Source organism: Paenarthrobacter sp. E2MeOHC11 (genome assembly GCF_058744955.1).
The window spans coordinates 3,332,027-3,346,017 of the sequence record NZ_CP196673.1 but is presented as its reverse complement, the minus strand read 5'-3'; the positions used below and the strand labels follow the sequence as shown (position 1 = coordinate 3,346,017).

General features: G+C 63.0%; 11 protein-coding genes. 4 read left to right on the top strand and 7 right to left on the bottom strand.

The genetic code is table 11. The features are described 5' to 3' along the window. Positions 1-6: 6 nt before the first annotated feature. From ACSSVG_RS15625 to paaA, 6 genes are read right to left on the bottom strand one after another with little or no spacing between them, the layout of a single operon-like run. Positions 7-786, bottom strand: a complete 780-nt coding sequence (locus tag ACSSVG_RS15625) for an enoyl-CoA hydratase/isomerase family protein (protein ID WP_253468916.1) — start codon at positions 784-786, stop codon at positions 7-9. 8 nt (positions 787-794) lie between these two features. Beyond that, positions 795-2,000 carry a 1,2-phenylacetyl-CoA epoxidase subunit PaaE gene (paaE, locus tag ACSSVG_RS15620; RefSeq protein WP_231342000.1) on the bottom strand — a complete coding sequence of 402 codons (1,206 nt, stop codon included), beginning with the start codon at positions 1,998-2,000 and terminating at the stop codon, positions 795-797. Between the two features lie 10 nt (positions 2,001-2,010). Next, positions 2,011-2,568: a 1,2-phenylacetyl-CoA epoxidase subunit PaaD gene (gene paaD / locus ACSSVG_RS15615; RefSeq protein WP_492415555.1), complete on the bottom strand. Its 558-nt coding sequence runs from the start codon at positions 2,566-2,568 to the stop codon at positions 2,011-2,013. A 5-nt stretch (positions 2,569-2,573) separates the two neighbouring features. Continuing rightward, a complete protein-coding gene (paaC, locus tag ACSSVG_RS15610; protein WP_253468920.1) occupies positions 2,574-3,491 on the bottom strand; it encodes a 1,2-phenylacetyl-CoA epoxidase subunit PaaC in 918 nt (305 codons plus the stop codon). Next, entirely contained in the window at positions 3,488-3,865 is a 378-nt protein-coding gene (gene paaB, locus ACSSVG_RS15605) for a 1,2-phenylacetyl-CoA epoxidase subunit PaaB (RefSeq protein ID WP_492415553.1), read from the bottom strand. The genes paaC and paaB overlap by 4 nt, the downstream gene beginning before the upstream one ends. After that, a complete protein-coding gene (gene paaA, locus ACSSVG_RS15600) occupies positions 3,862-4,857 on the bottom strand; it encodes a 1,2-phenylacetyl-CoA epoxidase subunit PaaA (RefSeq protein ID WP_231342014.1) in 996 nt (331 codons plus the stop codon). Before paaA ends, paaB begins: the two co-directional genes overlap by 4 nt. Positions 4,858-5,040: 183 nt before the next feature. Between paaA and ACSSVG_RS15595 the strand changes: the two genes are divergently transcribed. The 4 genes from ACSSVG_RS15595 to ACSSVG_RS15580 all read left to right on the top strand — a co-directional run bounded on the left by ACSSVG_RS15595 (position 5,041) and on the right by ACSSVG_RS15580 (position 12,602). After that, positions 5,041-6,276 (top strand): integrase catalytic domain-containing protein, encoded by a 1,236-nt coding sequence (locus ACSSVG_RS15595; RefSeq protein ID WP_492415551.1) that lies wholly within the window; start codon positions 5,041-5,043, stop codon positions 6,274-6,276. Positions 6,277-6,352: 76 nt separating this feature from the next. Then, positions 6,353-8,047: an alkaline phosphatase D family protein gene (locus ACSSVG_RS15590; RefSeq protein ID WP_492419217.1), complete on the top strand. Its 1,695-nt coding sequence runs from the start codon at positions 6,353-6,355 to the stop codon at positions 8,045-8,047. A gap of 242 nt (positions 8,048-8,289) precedes the next feature. Continuing rightward, on the top strand, positions 8,290-11,691 hold the full coding sequence (locus ACSSVG_RS15585; protein WP_492415549.1) for a PAS domain-containing hybrid sensor histidine kinase/response regulator: 3,402 nt from the start codon (positions 8,290-8,292) through the stop codon (positions 11,689-11,691). Next, positions 11,688-12,602: a GGDEF domain-containing response regulator gene (locus tag ACSSVG_RS15580; RefSeq protein WP_492415547.1), complete on the top strand. Its 915-nt coding sequence runs from the start codon at positions 11,688-11,690 to the stop codon at positions 12,600-12,602. Before ACSSVG_RS15585 ends, ACSSVG_RS15580 begins: the two co-directional genes overlap by 4 nt. A gap of 62 nt (positions 12,603-12,664) precedes the next feature. Here the strand turns inward: ACSSVG_RS15580 and ACSSVG_RS15575 are convergent, their stop codons facing one another. After that, complete coding sequence (locus tag ACSSVG_RS15575) at positions 12,665-13,921, bottom strand: right-handed parallel beta-helix repeat-containing protein (RefSeq protein WP_492415545.1); 1,257 nt, start codon at positions 13,919-13,921, stop codon at positions 12,665-12,667. Between the last annotated feature and the right edge of the window lie 70 nt (positions 13,922-13,991).

Here is a 13,991-nt window from a genome sequence, read left to right as displayed (position 1 = left end):
CCGCGCCTAGCCCTTGAAAACCGGCGCGCGCTTCTCCTGGAAAGCCCGGAAGCCCTCGGCGTAGTCGTCGGTCTTGCACAGCCGGGCCTGCTCGGCGTTCTCCTCGGCCATGGATGCCCACAGGCCCAGGCGCTGGTCACGGATGTGGGCCACGAGTTCCTTGGATGCATTGAATGCTTCGGTTGCCCCGACAGCTACCCGCGAAACGATCTCCCGGGTCTCGTCAAGCAGGACATCGGCAGGCATCGCCCTGCTGAACATCCCCTGGGCCACTGCTTCGGCCCCGGAGATGAGGTCGGCCGTGTAGATCAGGTCCAGGGTGCGGTGCATTCCGAGCCGCTCCGTAAAGTACCAGTGTCCGCCCGAGTCCAGCGTTGCCCCCAGCTTCGCAAAGGGAGAACCAAACTTGGCGTTCTCCGCCACGTACACAACGTCAGTGGCCAGCAACAACCCCAGCCCGACTCCCAGGCAAGCGCCGTGGGCGGCAGCGAATGTCGGTGTCGGGAAGGCGGCCATCTTCTTCAGCAGCGGCTCCACGAGGCCACCGAGGTAAGCCTGTGCGTCGTCGGTTTCCGGAGTCACAGCGGCAATGTCGCGGCCGGCACAGAAGGCGCGTCCCTCTCCGCGAAGGAGCAGCGCCCGCACCTCGCCACGTGAGGCGGCGGCAGCAGCGTCGTCGTACGCCTTATCCAGTTCGGCCAGCGCGTCCTCGTTGAGCGAGTTCAGCTTTTCGGGGGAATTGAGGACAATTTCGGCAATGCCGTTGGCAATGGAGAGCTCGATCATGGGACTCCTTAGACGTCGAAGTCGACGGTAACTTCTTCGCTGGTGGGGTGAGACTGGCAGGTGAGGACATAGCCTTTGTCCAGCTCGTCCTGTTCAAGGGCGTAGTTCTCGTCCATGGTCACCGTACCGGTGATCAACTTGGCGCGGCAGGTGCCGCAGACGCCACCGGCACACGCGAAGGGAACGTCCGGGCGAACACGAAGGGCCGCGTTGAGGATGGATTCGCGGGCATGGGTGGGGCTGGCGACGTCGCCGGTGAGGCCATCCAGTGTGAAGGTGATCTTGTACGTGTCCTGCGACTCGTCCGCCACAACAGGTCGGCCCGCGTTGCCCTCGGGACGATCCGGGCGGCCGGTGGTGAACAGCTCGAAGCGGACATGCTCAGGTTCCACGCCGCGGGCTGCGAGAGTGTCGCGGCACAGCTGGACCAGTTCGAACGGTCCGCACAGGAACCACTCGTCCACATCCTCGGCACGGATGGCACTGCTGAGCAGTGCCTGCAGCTTCTCGGAATCAATACGCCCGGTCATCAGCGGCGCAATGCGCTGTTCGCGGGACAGCACATGGTGCAGCGCCAGGCGCGACGGGTACTTGTCCTTCAGGTCCGCCAGCTCCTCGAGGAACATGACGTCCATGGCTGCTTTGTTGGCGTAAACGAGGTCGAACGTGGTTTCCGGGTTGGCGGCCAGCAGCGTCCGCGCAATCGCGATCACCGGCGTGATGCCCGAACCGGCAGCGATGGCCACGAAGCTGCCGGGCTCCCCTGCCAGCTCCTCCGGGTGGTTCATGGAATTCATGACGTTGTGCTGGACGGACGAGCCGTCCTTGCCGTGGCGCGAAATGAACGCACCCTGCGGGCTCATGACATCCAGGACGTCGCCGGCCTTCAGTTCGGCGTTGGCCCACGTGGAGAAGATGCCGCCAAGGTCCTTCTTGATGGCCACCCGGATCTCGCTGCTGCCGTCCGCGAAGCTGCGCGGCTCTGCGCAAATCGAGTAGCTGCGGCGGACCTCGTGCGGCTCCCCGGCTTCGTCGGGAAGCGTGGTGCGCAATGCCACGTACTGGCCCGGAAGGTAGTCGTACTGGCCGGCCAGCTCGGCGGGAACACCGAACGTGACCTCAATGGCATCGTCCGTGAGGCGCCGGACTTCCGCGACGGTCAGGTTGTGGAAAGACGCACGACGGCGGCTGGCCGTCTGTGTTTCGGTGGTCATGGCTGCTTCCTTAGAGGACTTTGAAGTAGTCGAACGGTTCCTTGCAGTCCTGGCAGACGAACAACGCCTTGCAGGATGTGGAACCAAAGCGGGTGAGTTCCTTAGTGTTCAATGACGAACACTGCGGGCATTTCACGGCAAGGCTCAAGCGGACAGGACCGGAGTGGCCACCGGCCGCAGCCATGCCGGTGGGCGGGGCAATCCCGTACTCCTCCAGCTTGGCTTTCCCGGAATCCGTCATCCAGTCCGTGGTCCACGCCGGCGACAACACCAGGTTGATGTGCACGCTCGCGTAGCCTTCCTTCTCGAAGGCTGTCCGCAGATCGTCGCCAATGGCGTCCATCGCGGGGCACCCGGAGTAGGTGGGCGTGATGGTGACCTCGACGGCGGTACGTGAGGTGCCGCCGTCGTGCTTGGCCGTTGCTTCAGCCGGGGCTACCCGCACACCGCGCAGGATCCCCAGGTCCTCGATGGTGAGGACCGGGATCTCCGGATCGCAGACCGTGGACGCAATGTCCCAGGCCCGCTGCTCAGCGGTACGTTCCTGCGTCCGTGACTGCGTCGTCATGCTGGTCACCAGCTCGCGCCGGGGTGTTCGCGGGCAAGGACCTGCATTTCGGCAAGGATGTAGCCCAGGAATTCGGAGTGCTTGCCACGGCGGCCACCGCCCAGGGACTGCGGGACGCCGGGGATTTCCAGCTCGGCCTCGGCCATGATTTCCCCGGTGAGGCGGTCGAAACCAGCGCGGAGGCTGGAAGGCTGCACCGCGACGCCGGCCTCAGCCAGGCGGGTGGTGAGCTCGTCGTCCTCGAAGAGTTCGTCCACGTATGGCCAGACGAGCTTGAAGCCCTGGATGATGCGTTCGCGGGACTCCTCCGTGCCGCCGGCCAGGCGAAGTACCCACTGGGCGCTGTGGTCGCGGTGGTAATCCACTTCCTTGACGGCCTTCGCCGAGATGGCAGCGAGGGTGGCGTCGGTGGACTCCATGAGCTTTGTGTAGAGCTCGTACTGGTAGAAGCTCACGATGAACTGGCGGGCAATGGTGACTGCGAAGTCGCCGTTGGGCTGCTCAAAGAGGTGAGCGGAGCGGAACTCGTGCTCGCGGCGGAAGTAGGCGAGGTCGTCCTCCGACTTGCCCCAAGCGGCGCCGGCGTAGGTCAGGAACGACCTCGCGTGGCCCAACTGGTCCAGGGCAATGTTGCCCAGCGCGATGTCTTCCTCCAGCTCGGGAGCACGGGAAATCCAGTGGCCCAGGCGCTGGGCGAGGATCAGGCCGTCGTCGCCGATGCGCAGCGCAAACTCTGCAACGTCCTCGCTGGGCTTGACCTGCCCGCGGCTGATTTCGAGGGCGATGTCTTCGGGACGCAGCGCATTGCCCGGTGTGATGCGGGTGGCGCTGGCGGAACCGTCGCCCGAAGCGCCGGCTCCGTGGACGCCCACGGAAATGTCCCCGTGGCCTTCGATGGCGAAGTCAGTGTCTTTGGTAGTCACAGGTGCTTCACGCCTTCGCTCATGGTGTAGTACGTTGCGTGGCGGTAGTCCTTGCCCTGCGGGGACTCGAAGAAGGAGCCCTTGGAATCAGGATCGCTGGAGGAAATCGCCTCGGCCGGGACAACCCAGATGGACACGCCCTCGTTGCGGCGGGTGTAGAGGTCGCGGGCGTTCCGGAGAGCCATGGCGGCGTCCGGAGCGTGCAGAGAACCGGCGTGTACGTGGGACAGGCCTCGGCTGGAACGCACGAAGACCTCCCACAGGGACCATGGGGATTCCTGGTGCTCTTCAGCGGTGGCCGCAACCTTTGGGGCTTCGCGGTTGATTTCGCTGGAGGCGCTGCCCGGTGCTTCCGGGTTACCGTGTGGGCTCATGCTGCGTGTTCCTTCTGTGCTTGCTTGCGGGCGTATGCCACTGCGGCTTCGCGAACCCAGGCACCGTTTTCGTGTGCCTCGCGGCGGCGCTCTACGCGCTGCGAGTTGCAGGGGCCGCGGCCGGCCAGGACTTCCTTGAACTCGTTCCAGTCCAAGGGTCCGTGCTCCCACTTCTTGGTTTCTTCGTTGAAACGGATGTCCTCGTCAGGCAGGGTCAGGCCGAGGACCCGGACCTGCTCCACCATCATTCCGACGAACCGGCTGCGCAGCTCGTCATTGCTGAAGCGCTTGATGTTCCAGGCCATGGACTGCTTGGAGTTGGGTGAATCGTCATCCGGCGGGCCGAACATCATCAGCGACGGCGCATACCAACGGTTCACTGCGTCCTGGGCCATCTGCTTCTGAGCAGGCGTGCCGTTGGCGAGTTCCAGCAGGATCTCGAAACCCTGGCGCTGGTGGAACGATTCTTCCTTGCAGATGCGCACCATCGCGCGACCGTAAGGACCGTACGAGGCACGGCACAGGGGCACCTGGTTGCAGATGGCGGCGCCATCAACGAGCCAGCCGATCGCCCCCATGTCTGCCCAGGAAATCGTGGGGTAGTTGAAGATGGACGAGTACCTGGCCTTGCCGGCAATCAGGTCTTCCATCATCTGGTCCCGGGACTGTCCCAGGGTCTCGGCGGCCGAGTAAAGGTAGAGACCGTGGCCGGCCTCGTCCTGGACCTTGGCCATGAGGATGGACTTGCGCTTCAAGCTCGGCGCCCTGGTGATCCAGTTGGCTTCCGGCTGCATGCCGATGATTTCCGAGTGTGCGTGCTGCGAGATCTGGCGCAGCAAAGTCTTGCGGTAAGCCGCCGGCATCCAGTCGCGCGGTTCGATGCGCGAGTCCTCCGAAATGATGCGATCAAAATACGCCTGACCGGCTGCCTCCCGCTCCTGCTCCTCCGGGGACAGCTCAGCGGGCACTGACTGCAGATTCTGCGATGCCATGGTTGCTCCTAATAAATTACCGACCGTTCGTTCAGAATATGCGGAGCGGGTGTTTTCAGTCAAGGTCCCGACGAGACTCATGAATAGTGCTCGCGAAACGGGGTGCATGCCTCATTTGAGAAACGCTCGCGAAATCATGGGCCGCTGCGGGCACGGCGGTGACGATGAGGGATGGACCTGTCGATGGCAACGCGTAGGGAAATCACGAAGAAGTACGCAGCCGGTTATGCGAAGTCGTCGAAGAATGCCAAGGGATTGGTTCTGGACGAGCTGGTCGCCGTCACGGGCTGGTCCAGGGCCAATGCCCGGCGGGCGCTTTCCACAGCGCGCAAGCGCAAGGGCCCTGCGAGGGTGGCGGTACGGAAGCCTCGGGGACGAACCTATGGCTATGACACGCTTAAAGTCCTGATCGGTGTGTGGCGGCTGGCGGGGATGCCCTCGGGCAAATATCTGGCCGCGACCATGGACCTGTGGCTACCGAAGCTCGAAGCGTTTGGTGAACTCGACACCAAGAGACTGACACCGGCTGTCAGAGTGCAGTTGATGCAGGTCTCCGGGGCCACGATCGACCGGCTCCTCAAACCCACCAAGGACGCGGACAAACCCAAAGGGCTCTCCGCGACGAAGGCCGGGCCACTGCTGCGTAATTCGATCACGGTCCGTAAGGCCGGCGACGAGCACGAACAGCTCCCGGGTTTCATCGAGGCGGACCTGGTCGTCCATTGCGGCCCCACCCTGACTGGGGAATTCGCACGAACCCTGACCGCCACGGACGTGTTCACCGGCTGGACCGAGAACGTGGCCGTCCGAAACGGGGCGCACGTCTGGGTCCTTGCGGCCATGGATGAGGTCGTGGCACGACTACCGTTTCCCTTGGTGGGGCTTGATACCGACAACGGCGGGGAATTCATCAACTACGCCATGATCGAGTGGGCCGGGAAGAAGGACATCTACTTCACCCGTGCACGGCCGTATAAGTCCAACGACAATGCTCACGTCGAGCAGAAAAACGGTGACGTCGTGCGCCGGCACGCCTTCCACTACCGGTACGACACGGCGGCCGAACTGAAGCTCCTCAACGCCCTCTACGCCTTGGTCCGGATCCGCCTCAACCTCTTTACCGCGACCACCAAAGCCATCGGCTGGCGCTCAAACAAACACGGCAAAAAGACCCGGATCTATGACAAACCACGGACCCCATACCACCGCGTCATCGACTCCGGGATCCTCACCGAGGCCAAAGCGACCGAACTTGCCGAACTAATGGAGACCACCAACCCGGCCGAACTCACCCGCGGCATCACCAGAATCCAAACCCAGCTCATCGCCCTCGCCGCCGCGAAAACACAGGCTCTAGAAGCCTCAATCACGCGAGCAGAAATAACTGAGGCACGCACAACACTTTCGCGAGCATCTTGACATGAGTCATCACGGGTCCGGGTTCCTTTACCTCAACCTCACTTTCCGTTCATGGGCGCTCACAACAGTGGACGGCATGACTGACCTCACGCGCCGCACCCTCGTCAAGACGTCCCTCGCCGGCCTGGCCCTGACCGGCCTCGCCACCAGCGCCGCCCCCGCCTCCGCCGCCCCTGGATCCGCGGCTTCTGGATCCGCGGCCCCCTCCGCCATTCCCTTGGTCCGCAAGCGGCTCACGCTTCCCACCGGGATCGCCACCGGCGACGTCACCGCCGACTCCGCCGTCCTGTGGTCCCGCGCTTCCGGGCCCGGCCGGCTCACTGCTCTGTTGCAGGCAGTGGACGAATCAGGCGAGATCCTTCGCGGCCGCTACGGCTTCAGCCGCACCATCCGCGGTCCTTTGGCCAACGAAGCCAGCGACTTCACCGCCAAGATCCATGCCAAAGGACTCCCCGCAGGCACCCGCTTCGCGTTGGAACTGAACTTCGAAGACGGCAACGGTCCTGGCGAAGCAATTCGCGGCACCTTCCGCACGGCACCTGGCACTTCCATGGGAAAGCACGACGGCGGTACTGACGTCGCGCGCGGAGGCGGCAGGTCGTCGTCGTACTCGCAGTCCTTCGTCTGGACCGGCGATACCGCCGGCCAGGGCTGGGGCATCAACGAGGACCTGGGCGGCATGCGCGGCTACAAGGCCATGCACGCCACCAAACCGGACTTCTTCATCCACTCCGGCGACACCATCTACGCCGACGGCCCCATCGCCGCCACTGTGACCGAAAAGGACGGCCAGGTGTGGCGGAACATCGTCACGGAGGAAGTCTCCAAAGTGGCAGAAACCCTCAAGGAGTACCGCGGACGCCACCGTTACAACTCACTGGACGCCAACATGCGCGCCATGTTCGCTGACGTCCCGGTGATCGCTCAGTGGGACGACCACGAGACCACCAACAACTGGTACCCCGGCGAAATCCTGGACGACCCCCGCTATACCGAACGGAACGTCAATGTCCTCGCTGCCCGGGGCCGCCAGGCGTGGCAGGAAAACATGCCGATCGCCGACGCCGCGGCGCTCTGGCGCCCGGGGTCGTACGACGCCGGCCAGTACCAGCCGGCGCGCATCTACCGGAAGATCCCACGCGGCCCGCAGCTGGACATCTTCTGCCTGGACATGAGGACGTTCAAATCCCCCAACACCGACGGCAAGGAACCCTACGCCACCAACATCCTGGGCCAGGAGCAAGTGGACTGGCTGATCAAGGAAGTCCGGAAGTCCAAAGCGACATGGAAGGTGATCGCCGCCGACCTGCCACTGGGCATCATCGTTCCTGACGGCGCCGTCAACCAGGAAAGCCTGGCCAACCGGGACCATGGAGCTCCTTTGGGCCGCGAGTTGGAGATCGCGGGAGTGCTGAGCGCGTTCAAGAAGCACGGGGTCAAGAACACCGTGTGGCTGACCGCGGATGTGCACTACTGCGCCGCGCACCACTACTCCCCCGAACGCGCAGCCTTCACCGACTTCGATCCCTTCTGGGAGTTCGTGGCCGGGCCCATCAATGCAGGTTCCTTCGGGCCCAGCGAGATGGATGGGACGTTCGGCCCGGAGGTTCTGTTCGCCAAGGCGGGGCGTTTCGCGGGCGAGTCACCGCGCGACGGTGAGAACCAGTACTTCGGGCACGTGGACCTCGCCTCCGACGGCGTGTTTACGGTGAGCCTGCGCAACGCCTTGGGCTCCGTGATCTACTCAAAGGCCCTCATCCCCGAGCTCTGACCCAAGTAAGTAGCAGATCAGGCCGTTCTGATTCAGCGTCATCAAAACGGCCTGATCTGCTACTCAGGAGGGGATTTCGGCGTATGCTCTCCTCAGCGCAGAGGCAAGACGCGTTGTTCGCTTTTGGTGGGGCCACTTTTGAAGGCAGGGGTTCAGTGGCAGGAGTGAAGCACGAGGTTCTTCCGGTGCGCTCGTCGGCACGACATGGTTGGCCGATCTTTTTAATACCGGTTGGGGTCTGTTTGGTATTGCTGGTTTTCGGGCTGGCAAGCGGAACAGGAACGACGACGGCGCAACTCGCCGGTGACCTGGCGATCCTTCTCGCTGCCCTCACCGCGCTGACCACCCACACCCTCGCTGCCCGGAAACGACAGGACAACACGGCCGGCCGATGGTTCATCGTGGCAGGCTTGGCCGTATGGTGCGCCGGGCAAATCGTGTGGACCATCAACGGCATCACGCTCGACCACCATTACCCCTTCCCTTCCTTCGCTGACATCGGTTTCGTCTGGTATGCGCTGCCCACGTCCATTGGACTTGTGCTGCTGTTGAGGGGCCAGGGGCTGCGCACTTCACTGCGCCGCACCATCCTGGACGCCGGCGTGGTGGCAAGCTCCATGTTCTTCATCGCATGGAGCTCCGTCCTCGGATCCTTGGCAGCAACCACCGACCAAGACGCTTTTGCCCAGGCAACGCAGATGGCCTATCCCATTGCTGATGTGTTCATGGTCTCTGTGGTGATCGTCCTGACGATGCGCGCGGCCCGCGGCCGCCGGCTTCCCTGGCTGAGCCTGGGAATTGGCTTCTGGATCCTTGCCATTACAGACCTGGCCTATATGAACTTCACGCTCCAGGGCATCACGGGTGTCACGGGCTCCCCCCTGGCGCTGGGGTGGGTGTTCGCCTTCCTGCTGGTGGGGCTCAGCCCGTTGCTCCCGGAAGCGGACAGCACGCGCAATGATGGACGGGCCTACGCTGCCGCCCTTGAACTGCTCCCCTACCTCCCTGTGTTCAGCGCCGTGTTCTTCTCGCGCAGCCGTCCCATCGGGGAGGACCGCATCCTGCTGGTCACCGGACTGGTGGTGATTGTCTTCGTCATCGTCCGGCAGGTTCTGATCGTCGTCGAGAATGTGACGCTGACCCGCGACCTCGAGTCCAAGGTGGCCGAACGCACTGCCGAGCTGGAGGGGCTCGGGGCAATCGTCAACTCCTCCGGCGACGCCATCATCGGCGAAACACCCGACGGCGTGATCACCAGTTGGAACCCAGGGGCGGAGCGCATCTTCGGGTACCCGGCGTCGGAGGCAATCGGCAGGAAGGGCGACTTCTTCGTCCCCGCCGAGTTGATGGAGAAGGAACGAGGGGCGTTGGAAGCCACTGCCCAAAGTGGTGATGTTCAGAATTACGAGACACTGCGTAAGCGCGGAGACGGTGACGTTATTCCGGTGTCAGTGACGCTGTCTCCCGTCCGGGGCGAATCCGGCATCCGCGGCGTCGCAACCATCTCCCGGGACATCACCGAACGCAGGGCGGCCGAGAAGGAACTCCTCGCCGCACGTGAAGCAGCACTGGAAGCTAGCCGGCTCAAATCCGAATTCCTGGCCACCATGAGCCACGAGATCCGGACTCCGCTCAACGCGGTAATCGGCCTGACGTCGCTCATGATGGACACGCCCCTGAGCGAGGGCCAGAGGCAGTACGCCCAGGGCGTCAAGGGCGCCGGTGAGGTCCTCCTGACCCTGATCAACGACATCCTGGACTTCTCCAAACTGGAAGCCGGGAAAGTGGACCTGGACGTCAACGCCTTCGACCCCAGGGCATTGGTGGATGAGGTGGCCGGGCTGGTTGCCGAAGCAGCGCAGGGCAAAAACCTGGAACTCATCTCCTACTGCCACCCCGACGTTCCGGAACGCCTGATGGGCGACGCCGGTCGGATCCGCCAAATCCTCCTGAACCTTTCCTCCAACGCAGTGAAGTTCACCCCGGCCGGCGAAGTCGAAATCCAGGTCTCTGTGGTCAGTCGGGACACAGAGAACGCCGCACTGCGATTTGAAGTCCGGGACACAGGCATCGGAATCAGCGCCGAAGACCATCACCGGTTGTTCGAATCCTTCGCCCAGGCCGATGCTTCCACCACGCGGCGGTATGGCGGCACTGGCCTGGGTTTGGCCATCTCACGTCGCCTCACCGAAGTCATGGGCGGCAGGATCGGACTTGAGAGCGAGCCGGGAACCGGCAGCAAATTCTGGTTCGTCCTGGAACTTCCCGTTGGCCCGGCCGCCTCGGACACGGGAACTTTGCCTGCCACGCTCGCCGGCCGCAGGGTGCTGGTGGTGGACGACAATGCAACCAACCGCCTGGTGCTGGAAAAGCAACTGGCCAGTTGGGGCATGCAGCCAGTGGCCGTTGCCGACGCCGCCTCAGCAATGGATGAATACCGCACAGCCGTGCTGACAAGCCACCCCTACGACATCGCCGTGGTGGACATGTGCATGCCCGATACCGACGGTCTTGAACTGGCACGCCAAATCAAGAGTGAAAACCAAGGTTCCGGAACGCCTGGGATCATCCTGCTGACCTCCACAATGCAGGTTGAAAGGGGCGACCTCGTCAGCGCGGGCATCCGGGAATACCTCACCAAACCCGTCCGAAGCTCAGAGTTCTACAACCGTCTCCTGCGCCTCATGGCCACCAGGACGGTGGGCTCCGCTGCCCCGACTGCTTCCTCCGAGATTTTTGCGACGGCCGAACCCGTACGGCGGCTGGGAAAACTGCTGGTTGCCGAAGACAACGAGGTCAACCAGTTGGTAGCCCGTGGCATGGCAAACAGGCTGGGCTACGACGTGGACATTGTGGATGACGGCGCCAAAGCCGTTACAGCAGCGCTGTCCGGGACATACGCAGCGGTGCTCATGGACTGCCACATGCCCGTCATGGACGGCTTCGACGCGACCCGGGCCATCCGGGCCCGCAACGGCCACTCGGCCCGGATTCCCATCATCGCCATGACGGCAGGGGCACTGAACGAGGACCGCGAGCGCTGCTTCGCTGCCGGCATGGACGACTACATCAGCAAGCCTGTGGACCTGGCCAAACTCGGGGAAGTTCTCATCCGTTGGGTCCCGGAGGTTGATGAAACGTCGACGGCGGTTGGCGGGTCGGCAGCGCAGGCTGCGGTGGGCGTCGCGCAAGAACCGCCGGAAGCACCGGCGTCGAGCGCTGTTATTCAGGATGCTGGTGTTCAGGACGCTGTTATTCAGGATGCTGGTGTCCAGGACGCTGCAGTCTTGGACGCCGCGAGGCTGCAGATCCTGCGCGAACTTGGACCCGCCGACGGCTTTGGCCTCCTGCCGGAGGCTATCCGGGCGTTCCGGGAGGATGCGCAGATGGCCGTTGAAACGCTGCGGTCTGCGCTGGCTGGCGAACAAGCCAGCGCTTTGGAAGCGGCCGCACACAAACTCGCCGGTGCTGCGTCCAACATCGGGGCCGCGGGCGCTGCAGCCCTGTGCAAGGATTTGGAACGGTTCGGTCGCGAAGCGGGGCCTGATCTGGCTACCCTCGGCACACCGGTATTGGGGCAGTTGCAGGCTGAACTCTCACGGGTGGACCTTGCCCTCGAACGCACTCTCCAAGGAGCTTCATGAAAGTCCTGATCGCCGACGACGACCAGATCTCCCGGATGATCACCAAGGCCGCCGTCGAGCAGTCCGGCCACGAGTGCATCGTGGCAGTGGACGGCGATTCGGCATGGCAGCTCTACCAGGATCACAGCCCCGAGGCCGTGGTGACCGATCTGATGATGCCCGGCCTCAATGGGCTGGACCTTTGCCGTGCTATCCGGGCAGCAGAGGAAGATACCTACACGTACATCATCCTGGTGACCTCCCATGGGTCGCGGAAAGACGTCCTGGCCGGCATGGAAGCCGGAGCCGACGACTATGTCACCAAGCCCCTGGACCCCTTCAGCCTGCACATCCGGCTCCTCGCTGCCCAGCGGATCACGTCGCTGCACGCGGACCTGGCCCGGTACCGCTCGGCGCTCACTGAGCAAGCCCGCACGGACCCCCTGACCAAGCTGAACAACCGGCTGAAACTCACGGAAGACCTTGGCCAGTTGCGCAGCCGCGAAGACCACGACTACTGCCTGGCCATGGTGGATGTGGACAACTTCAAGAGCTATAACGATATCTACGGCCACCAGGCCGGGGACGCCGCTCTGGTAGCGATCGCAACAACCCTCGCCCGCGAGGTGCGCAAGGCCGACGCCGTTTATCGCTTTGGCGGCGAAGAGTTCCTGCTGGTCCTCCGCGACGAATCGGTCTTGGGTGCCCGAACCGTCATGGAACGCGTTCGTTCCGCAGTGCACGACTTGCGCATCGAGCACTCCGGAGACCCCGATGGCGTCCTGACCATCAGCGCTGGCGTCTCCGCCTTCACGGATGGGCACCGCGCCGGTACCGAGCAACTCCTGCGGGAAGCCGACCTTGCCCTCTACGCAGCCAAGGCCTCTGGCAGGAACCGGGTGACCTTGGCCAGCGCCCTCCGCTCGGAGTGATCTGGACGAGCTGGTTCCAATGTGCCAGGAGCGCCCGACTCATGATACGAGCCCAGCTTGGGTCAGCATGCCGTGCTCAGAGTGTTACGCGCGTTGACATTCCCGGTACCGGCCGGAAGCCGGTAATCACCTGAGTTGCATGCCGTGTTGTCCGTCATGGTCACGTAAGTCACCGGTCGCTCGAAGTCGACTGCCCCGCCGGTTGTTTTGATGTCGTTGTTCTTAAAGGTGTTCCCTACAACCTGAATGTGATGGATTTGCTTTGTGCCGTCGTAGTAGGCGTCGTGCAGCCCCCGAGGTGAACCCCAGACAGTGTTACCGGTGAGATTAATGTTGTAAACAACCCCGGATCCCCCAGCAAGGTCTATCCCGGCACCGTGCCGGCCTCCGCGAACAGTGTTATCCGCAATTCTGATGTCGTGAACGTCCTCATTGCCGTACGTGTGAACAGCGATACCATCGTCGCCGTCCGTGCCCTTGCGCTGGTCCACGACGTTGCCCACAATGTCGCCGTTAGCCGTATTCATTGCATGGATGCCGTCCAGTTCCACGTACTTACCGTTCGTTGCGGACTGGGTGCTGCTGTCCCTAACACACCACTTCAATCCGCCGACGAACGCGATTGAGTACGTAAACGGATTTTTCGTATGTACGCCTTGGACCAGGGAATTGGACGACTCACGCACGTCAATCACGTACTCATTGAGGCGGCCCGTGACGTTGCCGTTCAATGTGTCACCTGACTGGTCCGCTGTGAAGTTCGACAGGGTGGTATTGTCGGCGCCCGCCGTCGTCACGATGGGATATCCCCCAGCAGGTCCGGTGTTACCCGTAAATGAAGGACCCGCTTTCAGAATCGTTGCCGGCCCCGCACCTTCCAGCTTCACATTGCCCGCCATGCGAAGCTTGCCATTGATGACGAACGTGCCTGCAGGTAGTTTTACGATTCCGCCGCCAGCATTCCCGGCCGCATTGATCCTGCCTTGAATACTTGCCGTGTCATCGATGGCGTCATTTGGCGTCGCCGTGACGCTGTAAACGCTCGTCGCGCTGCTACCAGTGGCAAGGCTAAGGGAACAGGCAGACCCTGTGACACTGAGAGGCACCGCATTCTGAGCGGCCACAGCAACGTTGGCATGGGCGGCGGTAGGGGTCACGGCGCACATGACCAGTAATGCTGCCCCTGTGGCCTTGAGGAGGCGAACGCCGCGTCCATGACGCCACCCAACGCGTGTCGGTAAAGATACTGGGGTTGGAATTGAACCTGTACCAACAGGTGAGAACGAATCGAATTCAGCAGGACCACTGTCTTTGGACACGCGCATAGTCTCCTATCAGATCTTCGGACTGGCCTCGTGGAGCCGTCCATTGAATGAGTACACGCAGTCT